Source organism: Propioniciclava soli (genome assembly GCF_014858005.1).
Lineage (GTDB): Bacteria > Actinomycetota > Actinomycetes > Propionibacteriales > Propionibacteriaceae > Propioniciclava > Propioniciclava soli.
On record NZ_JACYOT010000001.1, the window covers coordinates 339443 to 355546 of the forward strand.

Here is a 16104-nt window from a genome sequence, read left to right on the forward strand (position 1 = left end):
TGCCCGCATGGGTGTGCTGGCGCAGGCGTGGCAGGAGGTGCGCCTGCACCCGGCCCGTTTCGCGGCGACGCTGACCGCGATCGTGCTCTCGGTGGCGTTCCTGGCCGCCACGCAGGTGTTCGCCGCCACCGAGTCGAACGCGATCACCGAGCGCGAGATGCTGTTCGCCTCGCGCGCGGATGTGGTGGTCGACTCCCACCTGTGGCACTGGCCCGACGCGCGCCTCCAACGCGATGGCGGCCTGGCGTTGGCGGAGGAGACCCTGCGCGACCAGCCCGAGGTGGTGTCCTTCGAACGGTTCAGCCAGCTGTACACGCACCTGAGCAGCCGCGACGCGTTCGCGGGCGTCAAGCTCACCACCTCGCCGATGGATCCGGAGCTGCGGTGGTACGCCCCGAGCGAGGGCCGCTACCCGGAGACGGCCGTCGAGATCGTCCTCACCCGTGACACGGCCGCCGACCTGGGTGTCGGGCTGGGCGACACCGTGCAGCTCAACCTGGCCGACGTCCTGCCCCTGACCGTCGTTGGGCTCACCGACGAGCGCGGTTACGACGACCCGCCCGCCTACGCGATGCACGCGTTGCTGGAGCGAGCGGGCACCCTGTTGCCGCCGCCCGACTACAGCATCCTCATCAATCCGGCCACCACCGCCCGGGAGACCCCCGGCGCGTCCAGCGGCGGCGTCGGCGTCCGACTGCTCGTGCGCACCGCCAGCCCGGACGTGGCGTCGGCGGTCGTCGAGAAGACCCAGCAGGCGCTGTACCGGGCCGGCTTCCTCAAGATCATCGTCGAGCCCAAGGTGGCTGCGGTCGTCCGCGCCGAGGCGGCCGGGGCCGTCGCGGGCGGGGCCGGCTGGCTCAGCCTGCTGGTGACCGGCTGCGGTGCCGTGGCCGTGCTCGTCGGCACGCTCATCATCGCCAACACGTTCACGATCCTCGTCGCCCAGCGCCGGCGCCAGATTGGCCTGCTCCGTGCGGTGGGTGCGACGCGCGGTCAGGTGCTGGCCCGGTTCGTGGCCGAGGCGGGGGTGCTCGGCGCGTTGGGCACGGTGCTCGGGCTGCCGGTGGGGGTGGGGCTCGCCGCCGCGGTGTCGGGCTGGGCCACGCGGTCGCTGGTCCACGGGTTGGTCGTGCCGTGGCTGACGCTGGCCGGGGTGGCGCTGCTCGGCGTCGGGGTCACCGTTCTCGCGTCCCTCATCCCGCTGTCCCGGGCCACCCGCGTCCCGCCGCTCGCGGCGCTCCAGCCGGTGGACGCGGTGCCCCAGGCGGCCCGCCGGTCCGTCGTGCGGGGTGTGGTGTGCGCCGCCCTGGTGGCGATCGGCGCGGCGGTGATGGCGGCGGGGCTGGGGGCTTGGGCCGGCGTGGGCTCGGAGGCCTGGGGGCCGGTGGTGCGCGTCGTGGTGGTGGCCGTGGGCGCGGTTGGCGTCAGCGTGGGCGTCCTGGGCGCGTCGTCGCTGTACGTGCCACCGCTGGTGCGGCTCCTTGGCGCCCCCGTGGTGGGCCGGTGGCCGGAGGCGCGCCTCGCCGTCGCCAACGCCGTCCGCAACCCTGCCCGGGTCGGTGCGACGGCCACGGCCGTCATGCTCGCCGTCGGCCTGATCGTCACCGTGCAAGTGGGCAGCGCCTCGGGGCGGGCCAGCGCGTTCGCGCGGATGGACGAGCGCTACCCGGTCGATCTCGCGCTGCAGTCCGCCGTCGCAGAACCCGACCTCGCCAATCCCAACGGCGCCTGGGCGGGCCCCAGCCGCCGCGACGCGACCGGCCGGCTGAGGGGGTTCGCGCCCGGGGGGCTGGACGCCGTCCGCGCCACCCCCGGCGTGGCGGACGCCGAGCTGCTCACCACCACCGAGCCGCTCCTGCTGTGGACCGGCACGGGCATGATGCGCTTCCTGCCCGCCGCCGTCGTGCCGGCGGGGGCGCAGCGGCTGCTCAACGCTCCCGTCGAGGTGGGTCCGGGCGAGGTCGGTCTCCCGGCCCAGGTCATCTCACTGCTGCAGATCCAGGTGGGCTCGATCGTGATGCTGCAGTCGCTCACCGGGGACCGGGAGCCGTCGCTGCGGGTGGTGGAGAGCAATCTCGGCCCGTCGCTCGCGGTGCTTCACCCGGACACCCTGGCTGCCCTGCGCGCCCACACCCGCGACGGCCTCATTCTGGCGCGGCTGCAGAACCCGGACGACAGCGTGGGCGTCGTCCGGCAGTTGCAGGCGCAGCTCATGGCGGACAACCCGGGCCTCGAGGTGAGCGGGAGCGCCGAGCAGAAGGCCATGCTGCGCACCCTGCTCGACGACGTCACGGCGTTCCTCACGGGGCTGCTCGCCGTGGCCGCGCTCGTGGCGCTGATCGGGGTGGGCAACACGCTCGGGCTGTCGGTGCTGGAGCGCAGCCGCGAGTTTGCGCTGGTGCGCGCCCTGGGTCTGCAACGGTCGGGCGTCCGCCTCATGGTATTGCTGGAGTCGCTGGCGATCGCACTCGTCGCGATCGCGGTGGGGCTGGCGTTCGGCCTCCTGTTCGGGTGGGCCGGCGCGGCCGCCGTCGCCCAGGCGTTCGGGCTCAGCACCCCGCCGCTCGTCGTCGACTGGCCGGCCACGCTGCTCACCTGCGTGCTCGTCGTCGCGGCCGCGGCGCTGGCGTCCGTCCTACCCGGACGCCGCGCAGCCCGGGCGACCCCGGTCGAGGCGTTGGCGGACATCGGATGAGGGTCGAGGAGGGAGCGCCCATGGGTGAGGACGTGGTGGCCGAGGCCATCGATCTGGTGAAGGTGTACGGCGAGGGCGACCGCGCGGTCCGGGCCGTCGACGGCATCAGCGCGCGATTCACCCGCGGCTCCTTCACCGCGATCATGGGGCCGTCGGGCTCCGGCAAGTCCACCCTGATGCACTGTCTGGCGGGGCTGGATCGGGTGACGTCCGGCCGGGTGCTGCTGGGTGGGGTCGATCTGGCGGGCATGGACGACCGCACGCTGACCCGCACCCGGCGGGACAGGATTGGCTTCGTGTTCCAGGCGTTCAACCTGCTGCCCACCCTCACGGCCCGGCAGAACATCACCCTGCCCGCGGAGCTGGCGGGCCGCCGCGTCGGGCGGGAGCAGCTGGACTCCGTGGTGGCGCCGTTGGGGTTGGGGGATCGGCTGGAGCACCGGCCCTCGGAGCTCTCGGGCGGGCAACAGCAGCGCGTCGCGATCGCCCGGGCGCTGATCACCCAGCCGGATGTGGTGTTCGCCGACGAGCCCACCGGTGCTCTGGATTCCCACACGGGCGAGCAGATTCTCGCGCTGCTGCGCCAGTGCGTCGATGAGCTGGGGCAGACGGTCATCATGGTCACCCACGACGCGCACGCGGCGTCGTACGCCCACCGCGAGGTGCACTTGTCCGATGGCCGGACGGTGCCGGTGACGGACATCGGGACTTCTGGGCGCCCCGAGCGCTCGGGCGCGCCGACCTGACCAATGCCCGCCTGACCGATGCCCGGCCCGGAGTGCCGCTGCTGCAGCGGAGCAGATGGGTTGGGCCGGGGCCGGGGTGTCCGGTTACCCGGCCCGGGTGGCGCGGCCGGCCGGGTGGGCAGCGGCCCCAAAAGTTGCCCACAGATTGCCTCACCCCTCTGGTGCGCACGCTTCGATCCCTCTAGAATAGGTACATGAGTTCGAATAAGGCGAGAGCGGCGGCGGTGGGTGGTGTGATCAGCGCGGCCGCTGCCGACAACCTCGCCGCGCTCGACCATGCCACCGCGCAACTGGAATCGGCCGAGGTAGCGCAGCTGATCTGCTTGGCCAACGCCTGCGACCTCCACCGCATCGACGCCGCCGTCATCGTTGACGGGTGCGAGCGGCTGGTGTCGTTGGGCGGGGACGGGACGCCGCAGGTCGGGGAGTTCCTCGCCGCGGAGATCGGCGCGATGCTGCGGATCGGGCCCGGCGCCGCGAAGCGTCGGCTGGCGCAGGCGCTGAACCTGAGCCACCGGCACCCCCAGTTGTGGGATCTGACGATGCGCGGGTTGGTCCGCGTGTGGCAGGCGGTGTGGGTCGCGGACGCGTGCGTCGAGGCCGGGATCTCCCAGCAGGCCTGCGCCGTGGTGGACGGGCACTGCGCCGTGGCGCTCGCGATGCAGCCGTTCGGACGCGTCCGCGATCAGCTGGCGGGCTGGATCCTGTTGGCCGACACCGAACTCGCACACGAGCGCGCCGAGCGAACGGCGGGGTGGCGTGGGGTGAGGGTCGAGCCCATCCGCGAGGGTGCGACCGCGCTGAGTGGCAAGCTCGACGCCCGCGATGGCGTTGACTTGGACGACGCGCTGGGGCAACTCGCCCAGCAGCTGCCCACCGACCTGGACTTCCAGCACCGCCGCGCCCTGTCGTTGGGCATGCTGGCGCGGCACGCCTTGGGTCAGGACGAACTGCCCGACGTCGCGTCGCTCGCGCCCGGCGGCCCCGGCACGGGCCGGGGCGCAGGGGGCAACGACGATCCCACGGTGTTCGTCGTGGACGCCGCGGGCTTCGCCGCGCCGCGGCGAACCCCGGCCGACGGACGCGCGGACGGCGACACCGGCGCGGATGCTGCTGGGTTGGACGAGTCGGTGACCGACGCTGCGGCGGGTTGGTTCACGCAGCTGATCGGCGCCACCAAGCCGCGGACGCGCGAGCTAGTCATCCACCTCGACGCCGACGCCTTGCGCCACCCCGAGCGCGGCGTGGCGACCGTGGAGGGCTGGGGTGTGCTGCTGGCTGACCAGCTCGGCGGGCTGCTGAAGGACGCGACGGTGATCTGCCGGCCGGTGATCGACCCCGGCCGGCTCCCCGCCACGGACGCCTACGGCGTTCCGGAGCGGATGCGGCACGCGGTGGAGGTCCGCAACCCGGTGGAGGTGTTCCCGTGGGGTACGGCGCGGGCCCGGGCGTGCCAGCTGGACCACACGGTTCCTTTCGATCATGACGCCCCGTCCGGTGCCGGGCAGACCCGGCCCGACAACCTCGGCCCACTCGGTGCGTTCACGCACCGGGTGAAGACCCATGGGGGCTGGCGGGTCGAGCAGCCGATGCCCGGGGTGTTCTGCTGGGAATCACCGGCGGGGTTCCGCTATCTGGTGACCCCGACCGGCACCACGCTGGTCCGGAGGCCCCCGCCCCGGACGGGGGAGTGGTGGACGGTCGAGCCGCCCGGCTGGCTGGACGAGCCCGACCCACCCGAACACTGCGACCCCCGCGACGACACCCGTGCGCTGACCGCCGTCTGAGCCACCTCTGCGGCGGGCACCACTGCGCCCCAAATGCACCCCTGCGGGCGGTCACCACTGCGCCCGGGGGCGCCACGCATCAGGCGTCCGCAGCCTCCGCCAGCGCGTCGGCCGCCGACGCCGGCGAGGACAATACGCACCCGCCCCGGTCGTCGCCGCCCAGCGCGTTCGCCATCGTCGCTTGGGCGAGCACGATGACGGCACCATCGGCGAGGGCCGCGTCGACGGCCTCGCCGATGAGCCGGTCGAAGGTCGCCGTGTCGCCCACGTGGCGCGCCTGGATGGCGCCCTCCACGATGCGTCCGGCCACCTCGATCCCGGAGCCCGCCTCGTCGGTGAGCAGCCGGGTGGTCGGCTCGAGCGTGGACGCCAGGGTGGCGAGCGCTGTGATGCGGCCGCCACCCGCCTTCGCGAGCGCGGCGGCGCGCCGGGCCATGGGCCGGTCCACCCGCAGGACGGGCACGCGGGCGTCCAGGGCCACGCGGTCGCCGACCTCGCCGATCGAGGAGCAGGTGACGAGGATCGCAGCCGCCCCCCGCTCGGTGAGGTGTTCGACGTGGGCGGCGATCCGCTCGTCGTGGCGGCCGTCGACTCGGTGGCGGACCGCCTCGTCGAGCAGCCAGGCGTCCACGACGTGGAGTTGCTCGGCGTCGGGCAGCCGTTCACGGACGAGCGCGTCGAAGCGCACCGCGTTGTCGGGTGCGGTGTGGATGAGGCCGACGATGCGGCCGGCGCGCTGGCCGCCCGGGGTCACGTCTTGCTCCTGGGGTTCATGGGGCTCCTTGCTGGGTGGCGGCATCGATGAACTGCCCGAGCCGGACGCGGAACGCGTCGGCGCGGTGGACGAAGGGAGTGACGGGGGTGGTGGCCAGGGTGGTTTCGGCATCCGTGGCGCCCGCGCGGACGAGCGCCAACAGGGCGGCGGCGGACGCGACGGGCTCGGCGGCGTTCCCGTCCCGGGTCTGGACGTCCGCGAGGGTGGCCTTGATGCGCGCCCAACACCGGGTGCGGCGCAGCAGCTGGCCGATGAGCGTGAGCCCCCCGACCCGTCCGCCGGCCAAACCTGCCTGGGCGTCGATGAGGGGGCGCGGGCCCAGATTCACCGCCGCGGCGCCTGATCATCTCCGGGAGCAGCGAATTCAGAGGTGCAGGTGGAGCCGCAGCGCGTCGTCCAGTTGGGCCATGAGGTGTGTCGGGAGCCGCCCGACGGTCGCACCGAGCCGCTCCAACGAAACCGCGCGAACCTGCTCGCCCTGGGCCTTCGAGTCGGCGTGGATGCCTGTCTCGTGGGCCGGAAGCAGCACCTGGAAGGGGAAGATGCGCGCGATATTGCTCGTCACGGGCACAACGGTGACGACGCCGCGTCCCAGCCGCGCGGCCGTGGCGTTGGCGTTGTCATTGCTCACGATCACGGCCGGCCGGCGCTTGTTGGCCTCGCCCGGTCGAGCGGGCTCCAGATCGACCAGCCTGATCTCACCGCGCAGCATCAGGCCAGACCATCCATGGTGACGGACTCCCACGCGTCGGCGTCCGCTGAGCTCTCCCACTCCGCCCACGCCGTTTCGTAGGCGGATTGGAGTTCGGCATCCCTGAGCAGTCTGATCGCCTGCTTGATGGCGGCGGATCGGGACGTGATGCCAGCCGCAGCGGCGTACTTGTCCAGCGCCGCGACGTCGCTCTCGGAGAGGCTCACGCTCAACTTCACCTGGCTCATGCCACGAGGGTACTCCGGATGTTCCTACCACGGTAGTACCACTTTCCCGGTTCATCACCTCGACGCCGGACGCCGCGAAACCGGGGGTGACCACGGTCGCCGACCGTCCGCCCGAGCTCTCGTAGAGCCGCACGATCACGTCACGGGACCGGTCCGAGGCGAGCTTCACCGCCGCGACGACCGCGTCGGGCGGGTTGAGCAGCCGATGCCGGGGGTTGACGAACCGGCCCGCCCGAACAGCACGACCCCCGCCACCCCACCCGACACGACCCCCGACACGACACTCGTGACGACCCCCGTGCGCTGACCCTGGCCTTGACCCCACCCTGCCCAGGACACCAGTGCGCCCGGACAGCGTCGTTCGATCCGCTCGTGGACCCACCACTACGCTCGGGGACCGTTCACCCCCGAGGAGGCGAAGCGTGTCCACCTGGATCGCCCAGGGCCAGCTCGCGCTGATCAACGCCCTGATCGTGTTCGTCGTCACGTTCGTGCCGGTCGTGACGTGGCAGTACCGCCGCTACGGCCGCCCCAACGCGGCGCGGCTGCTGGGGGCGTTCGCGCTGGCGTCCTACACCACCGCGTTGCTCACCTACACCTGGCTTCCGCTGCCCGAGCGTGACAGCCTCGTGTGCTCGGCGGCGCCGCGCCCGCGGTTCGTCCCGTTCGCGTTCGTCGACGACATCGAACGGGCGGTGTCCGAGGTGGGGCTGCCGGAGGGGCTGTGGTCGTTCACGGTGCTCCAGGTGGTGCTCAACGTGATCCTCTTCGTGCCGTGGGGCGTCATCGTTCGCCGGTTCCTCCACCGCAGCATCCTCGCCGCGACGCTGAGCGGGCTGGCGGCGTCCGCGTTCATCGAATCCGCCCAGCTGACCGGTCTGTTCGGCATCTACCCCTGCGCCTACCGCATCTTCGACGTGGACGACCTCATCACGAACACCCTCGGTGCGTTCCTCGGCGCGCTGGTCGCGCCGCTCCTGTTGGCCTGGATGCCGCGAGCGCGGGAGCTCGCGGCCCACCGGCACGTCCCGCGCCCGGTCGCGGCGCCGAGACGCTGGCTCGGCATGCTCACCGACGCGTTCGCGTTCATGGTGCTGTCGGCGATCCTCTCGGTGCTGACGCTGGTCGGCGCTCTGGTGCTCGGCATCGAGACGGACGCCGGCATCGCCTCGCTCGGCTGGCTGGGCTTCGCCCTCACCGTCGGGGTGCCCTGGATCGTCTGCTTCGTCGTCCCGCCGTGGGGCGGTCATGCGGCCTCAGGCGGTCAGTACGCCGTGTGGCTCACCCCCCTGTGGCGTGACGCGGCCGGCAACCTGACCCGCGGCACGCTCGCCCGGCGCCTCGCGCGGGCGCACGTCGTGCCGGGGCCGATGCTGGTGACGCTGGTGCTCGACGAAGGGCTGGGTCTGGGGCCGGGGTGGAGCCTCCTGTGGGTGCTCGTCGTCGCCGCAGCCGTCCTCCTCGTCCCCTTCACCCGGACCCGACGCTCCCTCAGCGGCGTTCTCACCCGCGCCGAGATGGTCGACCTCCGCACGCTGGACGACATCCCGGACGACCTCCCCGACGAGGGGCACGCTTGAACCATGACGCACCCGCAGATGTTCGACGACGACGATGCCCTCCTGGCTGGCCTGCGCAACCTCGCCCTGTCCTTCCCCGGTGCGCAGGAGAAGGTGAGCCACGGGCGTCCGGTGTGGTTCACGCGCAAGACGTTCGCGTCCTACGGCGGGCACGTGAAGGGATCGCACGGCGACACCTCGCTCAGCCGGGCCCTGCTCTTCAAGCCCGACGCCGACCACCGCGACCTCCTGCTCCGCGATGAGCGCTTCGTCGTGCCCGCCTACGACGGTCCGTACGGCTGGCTGGCCCTCGCGCTCGACACGTGGGAGCCGAGCGCCGAGGAGGTGCGGGACCTGCTGGAGGAGTCCTTCCGCATGACGGCACCCCCGGCACTGGTGCGCGAGCTCGAGGCCTAGGATCGGCTCCGTGATCCGTCTGCGCCCCGACCTCGCCGCGCTGCCCGCCTACAAGCAGGGCCGCATCCCCGACACAACCGAGCGGGTCTTCAAGCTGTCCTCCAACGAGAGCCCCCACGGCCCGCTGCCCAGCGTCGTGGACGCCATCGCCGCGGCCGCGGCCGAGGTGAACCGGTACCCGGAGGCGGCGGCGTCCGCCCTGGCCGACGCGGTGGCGCAGCGCCACGGGCTCACCCCGGAGCACGTCGTGTTCGGCGGCGGCTCGGTGGAGAGCGTGTCGCAGGTGATCCGGGCCGTCGCCGGCCCCGGTGACGAGGTGGTGTACGCGTGGCGCTCGTTCGAGGCCTACCCGCTGCTCGTGGTCGGCGCGGGGGCGACGCCGGTGCCGGTGCCGCTCACCGAGGACGGCCGCCACGACCTGTCGGCGCTGCGGGCGGCGATCACCGACCGGACGCGCCTGGTGATCCTCTGCACCCCCAACAACCCCACCGGCCCCGCCATCGCGCCGTCCGAGCTGGCCGACTTCGTCGCCTCAATCCCCGACGACGTGGCGGTCCTCATCGACGAGGCCTACCTCCACTTCCAGCGGGGCCTGGACGCCGACCCCGGCGTCGCGCTGCTGCGCCGCCACCCGAACGTCATCGTGGCCCACACGTTCTCCAAGGCGCACGGGCTGGCCGGTCTGCGCGTGGGCTACGCGCTGGCCGATCCCCAGGTCGCCGAGACGCTCCGCAAGGTGGCGATGCCGTTCGCGGTGACCACCCTCGCCCAGGTCGCGGCGCTCGCGTCCCTCGCGGCCCAGGACGAACTGGACGAGCGCGTCCGCGGGATCGTCGCCGAGCGCACCAGGGTGACCGACGCGCTCGCCGCCGACGGCTGGCGCCTCCCGGATTCGCAGACCAACTTCATCTGGTTCGGCCTGGGTGAGGACACGCTGGCCGCCAACGAGGTGTTCGCGCGCCACGGCCTGATCGTGCGCGCCTTCCCCGGCGAGGGGTTGCGCGTCACGATTGCCGAACCCGAGGCGAGCGAGGCCATCCTGGCCGCCGCGGCCGAACTCGCCGCCTCGGGTCTGACCAACGGCCTCAGGGCCGGCGAACGAGCTCAGGCCTGAGCGAACGCCTTCACGATCCCGGCGTTGAACGCGGGCAGATCATCCGGCGTCCGGCTCGAGAGCAGGTTGCCGTCGGCGTGGAACTCCTCGTCCACCCACGTGGCGCCCGCGTTCACGAGATCGGCCTTGATGTTCTCCACCGAGGTGAGGGTGCGCCCCTCCACCAGACCGGCGTTGACCAGGATCCAGGCGCCGTGGCAGATCGGGGCGACCGGCTTGCCGGCGCTCATGAAGGCCGTGACGAACTTCTGCGCGTCGGCATCCACCCGCAGGTCGTCGGCGTTGATGGTGCCGCCGGGCAGCACGAGCGCGTCGTAGTCGGCCGCGTCGGCGTCGGCCAGGGTCACGTCGACGTCGAAGTCGTCGCCGCGGTCCCAGTCGCCCTTCAGCGCCGTGATCGTGCCGGGCTTCTTGCTGACCAGCACCGGCTCGCCGCCGGCGTCCTTGACGGCCTTCCACGGGTCGGTCAGCTCGGGCTGCTCGACGCCGCGGTTGGCGAGGAACGCGATCTTCTTTCCGGACAGGTCGGACATGGTGGTGCTCCCTTCGTCTTCCTCCACCGTAGGTCGTCCGCGGTCGGCGGACACCACCCGCAGGTGGGGTAGGTTGCCGGCGTGCACCCCCATCCGATCACCGGCCAGCCGTTCGGCTCGCCCGTGCCGCCCGGGGCGGGCTGGCCCGGCGACCCGGCGGACGCCGCCACCCCCGTCGCCCACGACGCGGCCGGGGTGGCCGCGCTCGCCGCAGCCGCCGCCAGCACGCAGGCCTTGGACGCCGCCGTGTCGGTCTGCCGCGCGTGCCCCCGGCTGGTGGAATGGCGCGAGTCCGTGGCGGCGACCAAGCGGGCCGCCTACGCAGGCGAGCCCTACTGGGGACGCCCCGCGCCCAGCTTCGGCGACCCGGCGGCGTCGGTGCTGATCGTCGGGCTCGCCCCGGCGGCGCACGGCGCCAACCGGACGGGCCGCATGTTCACCGGCGACCGCTCCGGCGACTGGCTGTACGCCGCCCTCCACCGCGCGGGCTTCGCGTCCCAGGCGCGCGCCACGCACACCGGCGATGGGATGCAACTGCGCGGCGTCCGCATTGCCGCGGCCGTGCACTGCGCCCCGCCGGCCAACCAGCCGACCACGGCCGAGCGGGCCACCTGCGGCCCATGGCTCGACCGGGAACTGCAGCTCCTCGAACCGCAGCTGCGCTCGATCCTGTGCCTGGGCTCGATCGGCTGGGACGCGGCGCTGGTCGCCCTGCGCCGCGGCGGGTGGGAGGTGCCCCGCCCCAAGCCGCGGTTCGGCCACGGCGCGGTCGCCGAGGTGGCCACGCCCACCGGACGCGGCGTCCGGCTGGTCGGCAGCTACCACGTCAGCCAGCAGAACACGTTCACCGGCCGGCTCACCGAGGCCATGCTGGACGCGGTGTTCGCCCTGGTGTGAGCCGCAGTCAGCGGGGCGGGCCCAGCAGGCCCAGCCGCGCGAAGGCGTGCGCGAGGCCGTCGGCCTCGACGTCGTCGGTGACCAGATCGGCGGCGGACTGCACGTCGGGGCTCGCGTTGCCCATGGCGACGGCCGTGCCGCAGGCGGCGAACATCGGCAGGTCGACGGTGGCGTCGCCGAAGGCGACGGTGTCGGCCCGGTCGGCACCCAGGTGGGTCAGGAGGGCGTCCACGGCGTACGCCTTGGTGACACCCGTGACGCCGACGTCGCCGAACAGCGCCTCGGCGCCCCGGCCGCCCCAGGTGCCGTGCTGCAGGTGGCCGAAGGCGGCCACGCAGGCGGTGTGGTCGTCCGGGGAGCCCAGGAGGTAGCTGACCTTCATCGCGTCGGCGCGGTACAGCTCGCCGCCGAACACCATGCCGTGCAGCACGACGCGGTCGGCCGACACCTCGGGCTTGGCGCGTCCGCTGCAGAGGTACACCAGGTGCCCCGCCGCGCGCGCCTGCCTGATCGCGGCGACCGCGGAGGCCGGCAGGTCGTTGTGGTAGTCGACCAGCGTGCCGTCGACATCCAGGAACAGGATGCGGCGGGCCATGTCAGTGGACGCCGACCGGCAGGTCGCCGTCGACATCGGCCGGCTTGCGGACGAAGAAGCTCGCGACGACGGCCAGCACCCAGACGCCCCCGGCGAACAGGAACGCCCAGTGGGAGCCGGAGAGCAGGGCGGCGGCGTCCGGCAGGCCCTGGGCGAGGGCGGCGTCCGACATCGTGGAGAACACCGTGACGAACAAGGCGGTGCCCGCGGCGCCGGCGACCTGCTGGATGGTGCCGACCACGGCCGAGCCGTGGGAGTAGAGCGGACGCGGCAGCAAGCCGAGCGCGACGGTGAACAGCGGCGTGAACATGAAGGCGAACGACGTGCTCAGCGTCATGTGGCCCAGCATGACGGCCCACCACGGCGTCGCCAGCGTGAGCGTCGAGAAGAACCAGAACACCCCGAGCACGACGAAGCTGGCGGGAATGACGAGCACGCGCGGGCCGAAGCGGTCGTAGAGGCGTCCGGCGATCGGCCCGATGAGGCCCATCATGATGCCGCCCGGCAGCATCATGAGCCCGACCTGGATCGGCTCGAGCCCGAAGCTGCGCTGCAGCAGCAGCGGCAGCATGATGACCGAGCCGAACAGCGCCATCATGCCCAGCGCCATCATCGTGAGCGCGACGGTGAAGGTGCCGTGGCGGAAGACGCGCAGGTCGAGCAGGGCGGTGTCGGTGCGCTGCAGCCGGAGCTGACGCCACACGAACAGGGCCAGGAACACCAGGCCAGCGACGAGGGCCACGGGGGCCTCCCAGGCGGCGCCCCCCTCACCGCCGCCGCCTTCACCGAGCATGCTCATGCCGAAGATCAGCGGCCCGAAGCCGAGCGCGGTCAGGGCGATCGAGGCGGGGTCGAGGGGAGTGAGGCGGTGGTCGCCGGTGTTGCGGAGCTTCCAGACGCCGAGCGCGAGCATCAGCAGCGCGATGGGCAGCACGGTGAGGAAGATGAAGTGCCACGAGCCGAGCTGCAGCAGGAAGCCCGACAGCGTGGGGCCCACCGCGGGGGCCACGGCGATCACGAGCGAGATGTTGCCCAAGACCGCACCGCGGCTGTGGGGCGGCACGAGGTTCATGATCGTGGTCATGAGCAGCGGCATCATCATCGCGGTGCCGGATGCCTGCACGATGCGGCCGGTGAGCAGCAGCGCGAACGAGGGCGCCACGGCGCACACCAGCGTGCCGAGGCAGAACAGCACCATCGCGGTGACGAACACCTGGCGGGTGGTGAAGCGGTCGATGAGCCAGCCGGTGATGGGGATGACGACAGCCATGGTGAGCATGAACGCGGTGGTGAGCCACTGCGCGATCCGCTCGGTGACGTCGAAGTCCGCCATGATCGCGGGCAGGGCGACGTTCATGGTGGTCTCGTTGAGGATGACGGTGAAGGCCGCCACCAGCAGGATCGCGATGATCGAGCGGTTGCCGGACGCCGTGGGGGCCGGGGCGTCGCTGAGCGTGGGGGCGGCGGACATGGGCGTCCCTTCGAGACGAAAACGGGGAGCGGCCGCATGCGGCCACGATTCAGGTTAGGCCACGCCGCCGGTGAAACGTAACAGTGTTGCCGTGATTTGGCGCTCGGCCTCGGCGCGGGTGACGGTGGGGACGCTGTCGTCGGCCTGCGGCCCGTAGCGCCCGAAGAAGGCGTGGACGGCCCCGGCCACCACGACCTCCTCGTGGACGGGCGGGAGCCGGTCGCGCCCGGCCTCGAGGCCCTCGGGATTGATGACGCCGTCGTGCTCGGCGAGCAACGTCAGGGCGGGGAAGGCGGCGTCGCGCAGGTCGACGCCGTTGCCGGGGTAGGCGCCCAGCAGCACGAGCCCGGCGACGGCGTCCTTGTGGCCGGCGCGTACTGCGCCGCCATGGCGCCACCGAGGGAGTGCCCGCCGACCACGACGCGCAACCCCGGCGCCAGCGAGGCGGCGACCGTCTCGGCGCGATCGATGCCGGTGAAGGCCAGGTCGGCACCGAACTCGGGGATCAGCGTCGTCACGCCCCCGGACGCCAGCGCGTGGCCGATCCACTCGTAGGCCTGGGGCCGCACGAGCGCGCCGGGGTAGAGCACGAACGCCAGCGTGGCCGGACGGTCGGTGGGCTCGACGACCAGCACGGTGCCGCCGGCGTCGGCGAGCCGCGCCCGGGAGGGGGCGGCGTCCGCCACCACCGCGTCCTGCCCCACGACCAGGGGCGCGCGTACGACGAGGGGTTGCAGGATGCCGATGCCGTACCCCAGCAGGCCCACCAGCACGACGAGGAGGGCCAGGCGCAGGCCCCCGGAGCGTTTCTTCGGCACGCCTGGCAGCGTAGTCAGCCGGTCACGCCGTCGAGGCCCACCCACGCGGCCGCGTCGGTGCCCAATCGGCCGTCGGTCAGCTCCGCGGACGCCACCAGCACCTCGCCGGCGGGCAGCTCGACCGGCTCGGCGCCGAAGTTGACCACGACCACCACCGCGCCGCGGGTGAACGCCAGCACCTCGCCGCCGTCGAGGGCGTGCCAGGCGAAGGCGTCGGTGCGCAGGTCGGGCAGGTCGCGGCGCAGGTGCAGCGCGCGGCGGTAGAGGTTCAGCGTCGAGGCGGGGTCGGCGGCCTGGCGCTCGACGGTCAGCTCGGCCCAGTGCGCAGGCATGGGCAGCCACGGGTCGGCGTCCGCGCTGAACCCGAACGGGGCGGCGTCACCCGACCACGGCAGCGGCACCCGGCAGCCGTCGCGACCGCGGATCGTGTGGCCCGAGCGCTCCCACACCGGGTCCTGCAGCACGGCCTCGGGCAGGTCCTCGACCTCGTCGAGCCCCAGCTCCTCGCCCTGGTAGATGTAGGCCCCGCCGGGCAGCCCCAGCTCCAGCAGCGCGGCGGCGCGGGCGCGGCGGCGTCCCCGTTCGATGTCGGTGGGCAACGCCAGCAACTGTGCGGTGAGGTCGATCGGATCGCCGGCGGCATCGCTGGGTTGGGTGAAGTCGCGCCCGGTGACCGGCTTGCCGTAGCGGGTGGCCACGCGCGTGTTGTCGTGGTTGCCGAGCACCCAGGTGGTGGGCGCGCCGACCTCGGCGTGCGCGGCCAGCGTCGTGGCGATCACGGCGCGCTGCGAGGCGGCCGACCACTCCGAGATGAGCGCGTCGAAGTTGAAGGTGGTGTGCAGCCGGTCGGGCTCGACGTAGGAGACGAGGCGCTCGATCGGGTCGAGGTAGGCCTCCGCGACGAAGACGCGCCCGCCCAGCTCGGAGTCGGCATAGGAATCGGCGACCCGTCGCCAGCGGCGCTGCACGTCGTCCAGCCCCGGGACGTCCCAGTGCGGCATGCCGGGGCGCTTGGTGTTCGTGCCGTACCCGGTGGCCGGGTCGAGCGGGGCGTCCGGCAGCGCCGGATCCTTCACCATCGAGTCGGCCACGTCGATGCGGAAGCCGTCGATGCCCCGGTCGAACCAGAACCGCAGCACGGAGTCGATCTCGGCGCGGACGGCCTCGTTCTCCCAGTTCCAGTCGGGCTGGGAGGTGTCGAACAGGTGCAGGTACCACTGCCCGGGGGTGCCGTCAGGGTTCGTCGTCCGCGTCCAGGCGGGGCCACCGAACAGCGAGCCCCAGTTGTTGGGAGCCTGGTCGCCCCCGGGGCCGCGGCCGTCGCGGAACAGGTACAGCGACCGCTCCGGGGAGCCCGGCGTCGCCGCCAGCGCGGCGCGGAACCACGGGTGGTCCCAGCTCGCGTGGTTGGGCACCAGGTCGATGAGCACGCGCAGGCCGCGCGCGTGCGCGCCGGCGATGAACGCGTCGGCGTCGGCGAGCGTGCCGAAGTCGGGGGAGATGTCACGGTAGTCGGCCACGTCGTAGCCGCCGTCGAGCAGCGGCGAGGGGTACCAGGGGCTCACCCAGACCGCGTCGACGCCCAGATCGGCCAGGTGGTCGAGCCGGTCGATCATGCCGGCGACGTCGCCCGTGCCGTCGTTGTTCGCGTCGGCGAACGAGCGCGGGTAGATCTGGTACACCACGGCGTGGCGCCACCAGTCGGCGGCGAGGAAGTGCGGGTTCGGCGGCGCGGCGGCAGAGTCGGTCACGTGCCAC

Annotated in this window: 16 protein-coding genes and 1 pseudogene; 7 read left to right on the forward strand and 10 right to left on the reverse strand. The window is 73.0% G+C overall.

The genetic code is table 11. The annotated features are described in order from the left end of the window. Positions 1-7: 7 nt before the first annotated feature. The 3 genes and pseudogenes from IFY26_RS01545 (at position 8) to IFY26_RS01555 (ending at position 5228) form a co-directional block, all read left to right on the forward strand. Positions 8-2695 carry an FtsX-like permease family protein gene (locus tag IFY26_RS01545; protein ID WP_232547246.1) on the forward strand — a complete coding sequence of 896 codons (2688 nt, stop codon included), beginning with the start codon at positions 8-10 and terminating at the stop codon, positions 2693-2695. Positions 2696-2721: 26 nt separating this feature from the next. Next, a pseudogene (locus IFY26_RS01550) lies at positions 2722-3441 on the forward strand (ABC transporter ATP-binding protein); the annotation flags it as partial. 194 nt (positions 3442-3635) lie between these two features. Further along, on the forward strand, positions 3636-5228 hold the full coding sequence (locus IFY26_RS01555; RefSeq protein WP_232547247.1) for a DUF222 domain-containing protein: 1593 nt from the start codon (positions 3636-3638) through the stop codon (positions 5226-5228). Positions 5229-5307: 79 nt separating this feature from the next. On the opposite strand, the gene IFY26_RS01560 is transcribed toward IFY26_RS01555, so the two are convergent. Genes IFY26_RS01560 through IFY26_RS01575 form a run of 4 tightly spaced genes read right to left on the reverse strand, consistent with a single transcriptional unit; the run spans position 5308 to position 6942 of the window. Next, a complete protein-coding gene (locus tag IFY26_RS01560) occupies positions 5308-5982 on the reverse strand; it encodes an aspartate/glutamate racemase family protein (protein ID WP_232547248.1) in 675 nt (224 codons plus the stop codon). A 16-nt stretch (positions 5983-5998) separates the two neighbouring features. Continuing rightward, complete coding sequence (locus IFY26_RS01565; protein WP_232547249.1) at positions 5999-6331, reverse strand: hypothetical protein; 333 nt, start codon at positions 6329-6331, stop codon at positions 5999-6001. A gap of 36 nt (positions 6332-6367) precedes the next feature. Further along, positions 6368-6715, reverse strand: coding sequence for a type II toxin-antitoxin system PemK/MazF family toxin (locus IFY26_RS01570; protein WP_269778961.1), 348 nt, complete (start codon positions 6713-6715; stop codon positions 6368-6370). Then, positions 6715-6942: a ribbon-helix-helix protein, CopG family gene (locus IFY26_RS01575; protein ID WP_232547250.1), complete on the reverse strand. Its 228-nt coding sequence runs from the start codon at positions 6940-6942 to the stop codon at positions 6715-6717. Before IFY26_RS01575 ends, IFY26_RS01570 begins: the two co-directional genes overlap by 1 nt. Before the next feature lie 422 nt (positions 6943-7364). Between IFY26_RS01575 and IFY26_RS01580 the strand changes: the two genes are divergently transcribed. From IFY26_RS01580 to hisC, 3 genes are read left to right on the forward strand one after another with little or no spacing between them, the layout of a single operon-like run. Further along, positions 7365-8522, forward strand: a complete 1158-nt coding sequence (locus tag IFY26_RS01580) for a VanZ family protein (RefSeq protein ID WP_232547251.1) — start codon at positions 7365-7367, stop codon at positions 8520-8522. 3 nt (positions 8523-8525) lie between these two features. Then, entirely contained in the window at positions 8526-8918 is a 393-nt protein-coding gene (locus IFY26_RS01585) for an MmcQ/YjbR family DNA-binding protein (protein WP_232547252.1), read from the forward strand. Positions 8919-8928: 10 nt separating this feature from the next. Further along, a complete protein-coding gene (hisC, locus tag IFY26_RS01590; RefSeq protein WP_232547253.1) occupies positions 8929-10032 on the forward strand; it encodes a histidinol-phosphate transaminase in 1104 nt (367 codons plus the stop codon). Here the strand turns inward: hisC and IFY26_RS01595 are convergent. After that, positions 10023-10565: a type 1 glutamine amidotransferase domain-containing protein gene (locus tag IFY26_RS01595; RefSeq protein ID WP_232547254.1), complete on the reverse strand. Its 543-nt coding sequence runs from the start codon at positions 10563-10565 to the stop codon at positions 10023-10025. The two genes, hisC and IFY26_RS01595, sit on opposite strands and share 10 nt — an antisense overlap. Positions 10566-10646: 81 nt before the next feature. Between IFY26_RS01595 and IFY26_RS01600 the strand changes: the two genes are divergently transcribed. After that, the gene (locus IFY26_RS01600) at positions 10647-11462 is read left to right on the forward strand and encodes a uracil-DNA glycosylase (RefSeq protein WP_332836128.1); all 816 of its coding nucleotides are present in this window, start codon (positions 10647-10649) and stop codon (positions 11460-11462) included. A 7-nt stretch (positions 11463-11469) separates the two neighbouring features. Here IFY26_RS01600 and IFY26_RS01605 read toward each other — a convergent pair whose 3' ends face one another. Genes IFY26_RS01605 through IFY26_RS01625 form a run of 5 tightly spaced genes read right to left on the reverse strand, consistent with a single transcriptional unit; the run spans position 11470 to position 16097 of the window. Then, positions 11470-12057, reverse strand: a complete 588-nt coding sequence (locus IFY26_RS01605) for an HAD hydrolase family protein (RefSeq protein WP_232547256.1) — start codon at positions 12055-12057, stop codon at positions 11470-11472. 1 nt (position 12058) lies between these two features. Then, positions 12059-13528: an MDR family MFS transporter gene (locus tag IFY26_RS01610; RefSeq protein WP_232547257.1), complete on the reverse strand. Its 1470-nt coding sequence runs from the start codon at positions 13526-13528 to the stop codon at positions 12059-12061. 54 nt (positions 13529-13582) lie between these two features. After that, entirely contained in the window at positions 13583-13870 is a 288-nt protein-coding gene (locus tag IFY26_RS01615) for an alpha/beta hydrolase (protein ID WP_232547258.1), read from the reverse strand. After that, the gene (locus tag IFY26_RS18055) at positions 13807-14346 is read right to left on the reverse strand and encodes an alpha/beta hydrolase (RefSeq protein ID WP_232547259.1); all 540 of its coding nucleotides are present in this window, start codon (positions 14344-14346) and stop codon (positions 13807-13809) included. The genes IFY26_RS01615 and IFY26_RS18055 overlap by 64 nt, the downstream gene beginning before the upstream one ends. A gap of 14 nt (positions 14347-14360) precedes the next feature. Further along, the gene (locus IFY26_RS01625) at positions 14361-16097 is read right to left on the reverse strand and encodes a glycoside hydrolase family 13 protein (RefSeq protein WP_232547260.1); all 1737 of its coding nucleotides are present in this window, start codon (positions 16095-16097) and stop codon (positions 14361-14363) included. Between the last annotated feature and the right edge of the window lie 7 nt (positions 16098-16104).

Coding starts and splice junctions, on each gene's coding strand:
- IFY26_RS01545 (WP_232547246.1), top strand. CDS start 8: ATGGGTGTGCTGGCGCAGGCGTGGCAGGAGGTGCGCCTGCACCCGGCC.
- IFY26_RS01555 (WP_232547247.1), top strand. CDS start 3,636: ATGAGTTCGAATAAGGCGAGAGCGGCGGCGGTGGGTGGTGTGATCAGC.
- IFY26_RS01570 (WP_269778961.1), bottom strand. CDS start 6,715: ATGCTGCGCGGTGAGATCAGGCTGGTCGATCTGGAGCCCGCTCGACCG.
- IFY26_RS01575 (WP_232547250.1), bottom strand. CDS start 6,942: ATGAGCCAGGTGAAGTTGAGCGTGAGCCTCTCCGAGAGCGACGTCGCG.
- IFY26_RS01585 (WP_232547252.1), top strand. CDS start 8,526: ATGACGCACCCGCAGATGTTCGACGACGACGATGCCCTCCTGGCTGGC.
- IFY26_RS01595 (WP_232547254.1), bottom strand. CDS start 10,565: ATGTCCGACCTGTCCGGAAAGAAGATCGCGTTCCTCGCCAACCGCGGC.
- IFY26_RS01605 (WP_232547256.1), bottom strand. CDS start 12,057: ATGGCCCGCCGCATCCTGTTCCTGGATGTCGACGGCACGCTGGTCGAC.
- IFY26_RS01610 (WP_232547257.1), bottom strand. CDS start 13,528: ATGTCCGCCGCCCCCACGCTCAGCGACGCCCCGGCCCCCACGGCGTCC.